Annotated in this window: 13 protein-coding genes; 3 read left to right on the top strand and 10 right to left on the bottom strand. The window is 60.4% G+C overall.

Annotated features, from left to right (window positions below):
* Nucleotides 1–335 precede the first annotated feature (335 nt).
* The 3 genes from ACR3FF_RS17195 to ACR3FF_RS17185 form a co-directional block, all read right to left on the bottom strand.
* Entirely contained in the window at nt 336–470 is a 135-nt protein-coding gene (locus ACR3FF_RS17195; RefSeq protein WP_458189327.1) for a hypothetical protein, read from the bottom strand.
* Nucleotides 471–542: 72 nt separating this feature from the next.
* Nucleotides 543–965: a hypothetical protein gene (locus ACR3FF_RS17190; protein ID WP_458189326.1), complete on the bottom strand. Its 423-nt coding sequence runs from the start codon at nt 963–965 to the stop codon at nt 543–545.
* Nucleotides 962–1,270 carry an amphi-Trp domain-containing protein gene (locus ACR3FF_RS17185; RefSeq protein WP_458189325.1) on the bottom strand — a complete coding sequence of 103 codons (309 nt, stop codon included), beginning with the start codon at nt 1,268–1,270 and terminating at the stop codon, nt 962–964. The genes ACR3FF_RS17190 and ACR3FF_RS17185 overlap by 4 nt, the downstream gene beginning before the upstream one ends.
* 569 nt (nt 1,271–1,839) lie before the next feature.
* Here ACR3FF_RS17185 and ACR3FF_RS17180 point away from each other — a divergent pair.
* From ACR3FF_RS17180 to ACR3FF_RS17170, 3 genes are all read left to right on the top strand, one after another.
* Complete coding sequence (locus ACR3FF_RS17180; protein ID WP_458189324.1) at nt 1,840–2,034, top strand: cold-shock protein; 195 nt, start codon at nt 1,840–1,842, stop codon at nt 2,032–2,034.
* Between the two features lie 182 nt (nt 2,035–2,216).
* Nucleotides 2,217–3,056, top strand: a complete 840-nt coding sequence (locus ACR3FF_RS17175; RefSeq protein WP_458189322.1) for an ion transporter — start codon at nt 2,217–2,219, stop codon at nt 3,054–3,056.
* Nucleotides 3,057–3,231: 175 nt separating this feature from the next.
* On the top strand, nt 3,232–4,749 hold the full coding sequence (locus ACR3FF_RS17170; RefSeq protein WP_458189321.1) for a phosphoenolpyruvate carboxykinase (ATP): 1,518 nt from the start codon (nt 3,232–3,234) through the stop codon (nt 4,747–4,749).
* On the opposite strand, the gene ACR3FF_RS17165 is transcribed toward ACR3FF_RS17170, so the two are convergent.
* From ACR3FF_RS17165 to ACR3FF_RS17135, 7 genes are all read right to left on the bottom strand, one after another.
* Nucleotides 4,743–5,204, bottom strand: a complete 462-nt coding sequence (locus ACR3FF_RS17165) for an ester cyclase (RefSeq protein WP_458189320.1) — start codon at nt 5,202–5,204, stop codon at nt 4,743–4,745. The genes ACR3FF_RS17170 and ACR3FF_RS17165 overlap by 7 nt on opposite strands.
* Before the next feature lie 84 nt (nt 5,205–5,288).
* Entirely contained in the window at nt 5,289–6,242 is a 954-nt protein-coding gene (locus tag ACR3FF_RS17160; RefSeq protein WP_458189319.1) for a D-2-hydroxyacid dehydrogenase, read from the bottom strand.
* Between the two features lie 127 nt (nt 6,243–6,369).
* Entirely contained in the window at nt 6,370–6,606 is a 237-nt protein-coding gene (locus tag ACR3FF_RS17155; protein WP_458189318.1) for a DUF8015 family protein, read from the bottom strand.
* 101 nt (nt 6,607–6,707) lie between these two features.
* Entirely contained in the window at nt 6,708–7,256 is a 549-nt protein-coding gene (locus ACR3FF_RS17150; RefSeq protein WP_458189317.1) for a hypothetical protein, read from the bottom strand.
* A 5-nt stretch (nt 7,257–7,261) separates the two neighbouring features.
* Nucleotides 7,262–7,810 carry a SipW-dependent-type signal peptide-containing protein gene (locus tag ACR3FF_RS17145; protein ID WP_458189316.1) on the bottom strand — a complete coding sequence of 183 codons (549 nt, stop codon included), beginning with the start codon at nt 7,808–7,810 and terminating at the stop codon, nt 7,262–7,264.
* Nucleotides 7,803–8,033 carry a hypothetical protein gene (locus tag ACR3FF_RS17140; RefSeq protein WP_458189315.1) on the bottom strand — a complete coding sequence of 77 codons (231 nt, stop codon included), beginning with the start codon at nt 8,031–8,033 and terminating at the stop codon, nt 7,803–7,805. Before ACR3FF_RS17140 ends, ACR3FF_RS17145 begins: the two co-directional genes overlap by 8 nt.
* 1 nt (nt 8,034) lies before the next feature.
* On the bottom strand, nt 8,035–9,156 hold the full coding sequence (locus ACR3FF_RS17135; protein ID WP_458189314.1) for a SipW-dependent-type signal peptide-containing protein: 1,122 nt from the start codon (nt 9,154–9,156) through the stop codon (nt 8,035–8,037).
* Between the last annotated feature and the right edge of the window lie 86 nt (nt 9,157–9,242).

The following is a 9,242-nucleotide window of genomic DNA, read 5'->3' as shown; positions in this document are numbered from 1 at the left end:
CAGCAACAGTGTCTTGACCGACGGATTCCTGACGCGGCGACACTCCGTCAGGAGGTCGCCGCGTGGACAAATTCACTGAACGCCCAAGAAACAGACATTGACTGGCGATTCACATCCGAAGATGCACGAATCAAACTACGCCGACTTTATCCTACAATTGATAGTTGACAATGCACTAGTCGGCTTGTGTCTCCTCGTTCATGGCAGGTCACCGGTAGGAAAGTCGGCGCTAGGCTAGCCAGGAGCAAACTCTTAGATATAAATTTTATGTCAGATTTGCTCCCTATGAGTGCCGAGACCGACATTCTACCCACACATTTGCGAGAAGAAGTCCGCTACCCACGAGTGAACTGGTGGGCTTGCGCCACGAACTCGTGTGAACGAACGAGTTCGTAGTCCCGGGCGAAAGGGAGGTTCTGAGGTTCGGGGCGGAACGAGTAGAGGTCGTTTCCCTTCTGCTTGGCAGTCATCGTGTTCCCGTCGACGATCGCCTTCAGAGAGCCGAGGCGCTGGAGGCGATCGAAAACGCTCGTTGAACGGTTTCAGACGCCCGGTACACCGAAAGCATTCGACGTGACCAGCCCGAGCTGTGCAAGCGCGAACACCAGGAGGAGCGAGATCCCCCACGCCACCACGCCGATACCGGTTGCAGTACCCCAGCCGCCGGGGTACTGAACGTTCACGACGAAGACCCAGGCCAGCAGCATGAGTATCGGACCGAGTAGCGGGATCCAGCCCAGGAAGAACCCGACAAGCGAATACACGAGTGCGCCGAGGAGTGCCGTCAGTGCCGCGCGGCGGTATCCCGTATCGCGGTCGACGATAAGTCGCGCGCCGATGTGGATGGCGACCGTTCCGACGAGGAAACTCACGAGGAAGACGAAGACCGCACTCACGATTCCTTCTGCTTCGGCGGACGTCTGGAGGATCGTCCCCGCGAACGCGTCGAGTAGCGCTGTCGTCATCGCTCTACCTTCGATTCCGTCTGGGCCTGGCCATTCGTTCGACTATCGGCCCCAGTGGTGTTCTTGACCGGCTTCCACTGGAGGTCCAGATTCAGCTTCTCGATGTCTTTCCGGAGGATGCGCGATCGCTCGGTCACCTCGACTTCCGCGTCGATCGTCTCGGGCGGTGATAACCTGACTCGTTTGTTCCCGACTTCGACTGTCACGACCTCGGATTCACTGTCGAGTTCGTCGGCAAGCCTCCGCAGGAGGTCGGCTGTCTCGCTGCGACTGATCTCGGTATCGAAGCTCGTTCGTTCTACCATTGTAGACCGCTCTAGCGACTATCGGTGTATGGGTGACTCGCCTGCGTAGGCAAGCCCCCGGACGCAGCCGTTTAATTATCCAGCATTTTGTATAAAGAATTTGAAACGTTCTCTCGCTCACGTGCGTTCACGAAACGGGGCTGTGTGGAGTCGAACCGTGGTCACGATAGGATCTGTAGTCGTGAGTACCGAGGCCGTCTTATTGACGAGAACTCCTGACTACTCTTTCTGACGGTTAGTCCGTCTCGGACGGCAGCCTCTTTACCAACATCGACGCTTCGACGGTCGTGATGGCCGCTCTCACTGGCACGCTTCTCGATGGGGTACTGTACGGTACTCCCCACTACCAGTGAGAGACGTGAACGTGGGTCGTCATCTGGGTGGGATGTGTGGATACCACGGAAGTCCTCGCTCGTTGTGACGAATCGGGCACCATATCTACACAGAATCCAATGTGTGGTCATTTGTACACGAATTCCTGTCCCAACAGTATATTTGTCGAAAAACACCTCTATTTTGAAGACGAATGCGGAACACTTAACCGTGTACTCGGTATTTGTTTAATCGTAATGGCAAACGGTAAAGTTGATTTCTTCAACGACACAGGCGGCTACGGTTTCATTTCGACGGACGATGCTGACGACGACGTTTTCTTCCACATGGAGGACGTTGGCGGTGAGGATCTGACGGAAGGTACCGATCTCGAATTCGACATCGAACAGGCCCCCAAGGGCCCGCGCGCGACGAACGTCGTTCGCACGTAACCACGGTTTCGCACCGTCGCCACCCGGCGACGTAGCGTGACTTTGTTTCTTTCAGTGACCTACCGTACCGAGAGCGCTCGCTCCGAATGAATTCACCGTGAGCAGATCGCCGAGCGAACGCTCTGCTATCTCCCACGAAATCCGAGAGCCTACCTATCTCCACGACTGAGAGACTGTGTGGAATGACGACCGCTTCACCCCCCTACGACCGTGGCGCCCAGGAGGTCGTGCGCTTCTATCTGCTCGACCACAAGACGCCGCTGGGGAAGGCGATAGACATCGCACTGCTGGTGTTTAACCTCGTATTCGTCGGTATCTTCGTCGTGGATACCTACCCGGTCCGCCCCAGCGTCCAGGACACGCTCTGGAATCTGGAACTCGGTATCGCCATGATATTTCTGGTGGAGTACCTCTTGCGGTTGTACGGCGCCCGGAATCGGGTGGCGGAGTTTTTCAACGTCTACACGATGATCGACCTGATCGCACTGCTCCCGACTTTCGCCGTTGCCGTACTGCCGATGTCGGCCGTCGCGTTGAACATCGGGTTCTTGCGCGTGGTTCGAATCATCCGCGTGCTCCGATTCTACCGATTCACGCGAGACGCCGAATTCTTCTTCGGAACCGTGTCGGACAACGCCTTGCGCGCGCTGAAACTGGTGTTGACGGTGCTGGTTCTCTTTTTCATCTCCGCAGGGCTATTTTACAGCGTCGAGTTCGCGGCGAACCCTGCCGTCGACACGTTCGGTGACGCGTTCTACTACACCGTCGTGACGCTCTCGACCGTCGGCTTCGGCGACATCCTGCCCGTCACGGCTGCGGGGCGGTGGGTGACGGTGGCGACGATTCTGGCGGCCATCATCATCATCCCGTGGCAGGCAGGCAAGATCGTCAAAGAGTGGGGGTCGAAGGGGAAGGTCAACGTCACCTGTCCGAACTGCGGGCTGTCGTATCACGACCGGGACGCCTCACACTGCAAGGCCTGTGGGCACGTTATCTATCAAGAGTTCGATTCCCGTCAGTAGCCGACCGGCGAGCGGGGTACCTCGACGTCGTCGCGGCCCCTAACCAACTCTATCCTGACAAGAACTATTTACTCACATCCGAATCCCAAATCGGCCGAAAATCGTGTTATGGCACCACTAAGACGCCAATAAATCGTGCATAATTATACGTCGGCACGTTCCTCTGTCCACTACGATGTCAGACTCTGGGCAGACTGTCCGAACGCCGAAGACGGTACTCCCTAATCCCGTCGAAGCGGACAACATCATCTACAATCCGTCCTTGGACCAACTCCGCGAGTTTTCGACCGAGTTCGAGACGACGACGGAGTTCGGTTCCCCCTCGTACGTCAGCGACGAGCGTTCGCGCAACGCCGACAAGACGAAGAACGCGATAGACGACGAGTTCGATACGCGCGACTACGCACACGTCGAGGACGCCACCGAGTACGCACGAGAGCACGAGATGGTCTGTGTCGACCGGCAGATGGGACGACACTCCGAGCACTCCTACCGATGCAGGCTGTACGTTCCCAAACGCTACGGCCGCATCGCTCTCGCGTGGGCGAGCCTGTTCAAACCGGTCGACGGCGAGGGCGAGCCCGATTTCGTCACGGTTCAGGTCCCCGAGTGGGACGAGGTCGCCATCCGCATCCTCCCCGAAGAGGGCGTGACCGCCGTACTCGGCAGCGACTACACCGGCGAGGCGAAGAAGTCGTTCCTTCGACTGTTCATGTTCCACGCCAAGCGCAAGGGTGGTCTCGGCCTCCACGCCGGAAGCAAGCGCGTCACGCTCCGTAACGGCGACGGTGACCTCCAGGACGTCGGCCAGGCCTTCCTCGGTCTCTCCGCGACCGGGAAATCGACGCTGACGGCCCACGGTCTCTGGCTGGACGACGAAGGCGAAGAAGCGACGATGCTCCAGGACGACGTGTGCGCCCTGCTTCCCGACGGCACCATCGCCGGAAGCGAGGGCAACGGCCTGTACGTCAAGACCATCGGCCTCGACGCGGAAGAACAGCCCGCGATGTACGACGCCGTCACGCACGAATCGGCCGTCATCGAGAACGTCGACGTCGACGAGGACGGAACGGTCGACTTCGACAGCGACGAGCACACCTCCAACGGACGCGCGGTCATCTCCCGCGACCAGCTCTCGTCGGCAGGCGAGGACATCGACCTCGACCGGGTCGACCAGGTATTCTTCATCACGCGCAACCCGGCGATGCCGCCGGTCGCCAAGCTCTCCGCCGAGGAGGCCGCCGTCGCGTTCATGCTCGGCGAGTCCATCCAGACCAGTGCAGGCGACCCCTCGAAGGCCGGCGAGTCCATCCGCGTCGTCGGGACGAACCCCTTCATCGTCGGGTCGAAAGGTGAGGAAGGCAATCGGTTCCGCGACCTCATTGACGACCTCGGCGTGGACTGTTTCGTCCTCAACACCGGCCACCTCGGCGCGAAATCGAAGGACATCGGCGTCACGGAGTCCGTGACCATCCTCCGCGAAATCGCCCGCGACACCGTTGAGTGGACCGACGACGACGCGACGGGACTCACGGTGCCCAGTTCGGTGCCCGGCATGAACGTAGAGGAGTTCGCCGTCGCCGACCACGTCATCGACTACGAACAGAAGTTAGCCGAGTTGCGGACCGAGCGACAGGTCCACCTCGACACGTTCGACGACCTCGATTCGGACATCAAGGACGCCGTCTACTGACGCGACTGCTCTTTCGTTTTTCCACCCAGTTCGTCGAGTGGCGGGACGACGCCGAGTTGCTGGAACACGCCGAACGCGTCGTAGTTCGTCCACATCTCGACGATCTTTCCGTCCTCGATTCGATACAGCTCCATCCCCGACACCGTCACCTCCTCGCCGGTCGGTTCGATGCCCATCAGTTCGCCATCGTGTGTGCCGCGTGCGGTGTACCGGAGCGCCACGGTGTCGGCTTCGGCGACCATCTCCTCGGCGGTGTACTCGGAGTCGGGAAAGGCGGTTCGATACAGTTCGACGTACTCCCTGTAGTCGTCTCGACTCCGCGGTTCGTTCGGATACGACGGGTCGTGCAGGACGAAGTTCTCGTCGTAGACTTCGTCTATCACCTCGACGTTTCCGTCCGCCCATATCTCCTCGATGTCGCGTCGAACGAGGTCTTTGTTTTCTTCGGGTGTCATCGGTTTCTCCCACGGCCGAATCGACACCCAACGTAATCAACGACTTGGCCGTCGTTCTGGCATCTCACCGCCGACGTGCTCCGTCTACACGATTCGATTGACCATCTCGTCGCGGTCGCCTGCCGCGAGTGCGTCGTAGTTCTCGACGATGATTTCGCGCCACCGTTCCGTCTTGTGCGGTGTGGAACCGGCCATGTGGGGGGTGAGAACCGCGTTCGAAAGGTCCCAGAGGGGCGACTCCGCCGGAAGCGGTTCCGTCGAGAACACGTCGAGTCCAGCGCCACGAATCTGACGGTACTGGAGGGCACGAATCAGCGCCGCTTCGTCCACCACGTCTCCGCGAGCGATGTTGACGAGAACCGCGTCGCTCGGCATGAGTCGAAACTCCTCAGAACCGACCAGTCCGCGCGTCTCGTCGGTCAGCGGACAGGCGAGCACGACGTAGTCGGCCTGCCGGAGCACCTCGGCGTACTCGTCTGCGGGGTAAACGTCGTCGAGAACCGCTGGCGCGTCCGTGACGTCGCGCTTGGTGCCGACGACTCGCATCCCGAGTCCGGCCCCCACCTCGGCGACGCGCGTCCCGATGGCACCGACGCCGACGATGCCGAGCGTCTTGCCGCGTAGTTCGCCACCCTCGAAGCGCTCCCAGACGCCACGTTCCTGCTGGCGGACGCCGACGTGAAGTCGTCGTTCGAAGGTCAGGAGGTACCACAGCACCTGTTCGGCGATGGGTTCGGCGTGGACGCCCGAGGCGTTCGTGAGGACGACGTCGCGCGCTCGCAGCGCGTCCACGTCGTAGTGGTCGACGCCCGCACTCAGCACCTGCACCCACTGGAGGTTCTCGGCGGCGTCGAGCATCTCCTCGGAGAGGCCCGCCGTGACCATCCCGTCTGCTTCCGGGAGCAACTCGTCCGTCTCGTCGCCCGTCCGTGCACGAACGAGCGCCCCGTCGGGAAGTCGTCCATCGAGTGCATCACGGAGGCCGGAGGCGGTGTCGGGTGCGATTCGGTGTGTCATCAGAAGGGTCGGATGGCTCACACCGTCTTCCACGAATGCGAGGGTGGTATGATTTTACTTCGCGGAACGCTGGGTAAGTCGCTTAGACGAAAACGACCACCGAACGTCGGGAGAGATTTGAAGCGAGAAGAGCGAGTACGTGGCCGCCTCAGTTCATCACGGTGACGTCGTTCAGCGTATCGACCTCGTCGGTCAAGTCGGCAGGGTCGTCCACGGGGCCGTTGACGAACAGGCCGTGACCGATGAGTCCACTGGCGACGATGCCAGCAGCGATGACCGCTATCGGGAGGGAAACCGTCGTCACGAAGCCGACGACGGCACCGAGGGACATGCTGGCGGCGATGCCGAACAGGACGAGGTCGTAGTACTGCCACGTGTAGCCCATGACGGTACGTTGTGCCTCCAGTCCCGAAAAACTAGGGGCCACGCCCGGGGAGTTCGCGCGTCTCGCCCCGCCATCGCCGTCGAAAGGCGGACTGACGCGGCTCACTCGTCGAACGGGTTGGTCGGGGTTGCGTTGTGGCAACACTGCTCGGCGTAGAAGTCGAAGTCGAAGCTCAGAGAGTCTCCCTGGACCTCGTTGCCGACCTCGCAGTGCAGTTCCCACGAGAAGCCGAAGTACTGGGTCGTCGAGTTCGGCCAGCACTCGCCGTCACCGCCGTCACCACCTTCGCAGTAGTAGAACGTGAAGTGACTGATGCCGTAGTACGTCCGGTTCTGGTTTCCGTCGTTTTCGGGTGCGTACGCGGTTCCCGACGTGCCACACTTGTAGCGTGTCGGCTCGGGGTCTCTGTCGGGGGCGCCTTTGACGACCGCCTGACAGATGCTCACTCCGTCGCTCGTCCAGTCAAAGCCGACGGGTTCGTCGTCCTCGTAGTGGACCTTCTCGATGGTGACCGTGCCGGAACCGACCAGTATCGTCTCACCCCCGTTCGGTGCCCGGTCGGTTTTCGGCCCTTCGACGCACGTCGTTTCGTCGTCGTCACTCCCGCCTACGCCGTCGGTCTGGTTGTCGAGCAGGATTCCGTCTTCCATCGCCGTCAGGACCTCTCGCAACGACCCGATGCGATTTCTACGTCGGTCTCCGGGTCGTAGATGTTGTCCCCGCCGTCTTCTTCCTGGTCTGTCCCGTCGTACCACAGGCGAGCGACGATGCTGTCGGCGAGTTCGCCCACTCCCTCTTCGTCCGTCCCTTCGGTCTCTTCTTCGGGTTCGTTCTGGCCGTTCTCGTCGTTCCCGGTCAGATTGGCCTGCATGAACACCCACGCTGGATTGTGGTAGACGTGGAGTCCGATGGTCGCCTCGCCGTAATTACATGGTTTGACGTCGCCGAGTTCGAAGACCAGCACCGGATCGTCCATCAGTGGTTGGTAGACGTCGGTGTAGCTCTCCTCTTTGCTGCCGTGGTAGGACTTGTTCCACTCGACCTTGAGGTCGAGGTTCCCCGCCTTGACGGTGTTACCCGCTATCGATTCGGGGTCGTTGAGGAGTGCGTACGTCCCGGCACCACTGGCGAGTGCTCCAACGCCGATTACGCCCATGCTCGCGAGTATCTTCCGCCGCGATAGTTCTGTGTTTTCGTCAGTCATCGTAGTGGTCCCTCCGTGGGATGACCCAGCGACGGAGTCGAACCGCCGTGGGCCGTCGCATCCGGCCGAATGGCCGTTCGCGTGTGGCCCGTTCGTTCAGAGACGCCGCATCGATACCCACGGCCGCCGCTTTCGCGTGGCCGACCGTTGCGAACGCCTTCGAAAGCCATACAGCTACACCACCGGGACGTAGCCGGCTCTCGTTCGATACCTCGGCAGTCATCTTACGGGCCAGTCACACCCTTGATGTAGTAGTCCTCGTCACCGTCGCCGGTGAAGCCGGGACCCGTAATCTGTGAGCCGACACCGGGAACGATATCGACCGAGAACTCCGGCAAGGAGTCGTTCCAGGGACTCTTCGGGAACCCGTTGTGGCGGGCTTGCTCAGCGTAGAAGTGCAGACCCAGTTCGAACGTATCGCCCTGAATTTCGTTACCGACGTCCTTCGGGAGGTAGAAACTGAAGGTCACGTACTGTATTCCGTACTGACCGTCCGTGAGACTCGACGATGGCGAACCGCCCCACCATCGCTGAATCTCGTTTTCGAGACCCTGTTTCGTCGGGAAGAACGGAGTCAGGTGAATCGTCTGGCTTTCGTCGGTCGGATAGTACGGCGTGGTCGCGCCGTCTTCACGGGAGTTTATCTTCTCGTTTCGCACGCCATCGAGGAGGATTCCACCCTTTGAGAGGTCCGCGACACTCATCCAGTCGGAGACCCGCCGCCACTTGTTGACTGCACGCTCTTTGTCCCCGTTGTACTCACAGTCGAGAGAATCGTCGTAGAACGTCCGAACCATGAGAAGATCGTCGAGTTCGCCATCGTCCGTGTAGGCGTACTCGTCCATCTCCATCTCCGGTTCGGTGTTGGTTCCTTCCTCGTCGCCGGTCACGCTGGTCGCCATCCATATCCACGCCGGGTTGTTGTAGACGTGGATGCTGGTGGTGATGCAGAACGTGTCGCCCGGCTTCACGTCGTCGAGTTTCAGAATCGCCTGTCCGTCGGTGTCGGTCGGCTCTAACTGGACGGGGGTGAAGCCGTCACCTTCCACGACCCGCCGTCCGTTGTAGTAGGTCTTCCAGTCGAGTCTCAGGTCGAGTTCCCCGGCCGTCACCACGTTGTTCTCGATGCTCTCGGGGTCGTTCAGAAACGCCATCGTACCCGCGCCGCCGAGCGCGGCACCAGCGCCGATTCCGCCGAGACCGAGCAGTGCTTTGCGTCGCGTCAAGCCGAATTTTTGTCTGTCATAGTCGTGATCTGTCCCCGGTGCCTGTGTCGCCGCCTCGTTCACTGAAATCCGACATTCGGAACCGAGAACGGCAAACAGACGTTCGCCGGATACCTCCATATGTATACGTTCGCTAATGGTTTCTCAGGATGAGTCCTCAGTCAGATATACGGCGTATATTGGGTGTTCTGGCCGTCCGGGCGCTA

This window comes from Haladaptatus ordinarius (genome assembly GCF_054177595.1).
Note: the sequence above shows the minus strand (reverse complement) of the source record. Positions and strands in the feature narration are given on the sequence as shown.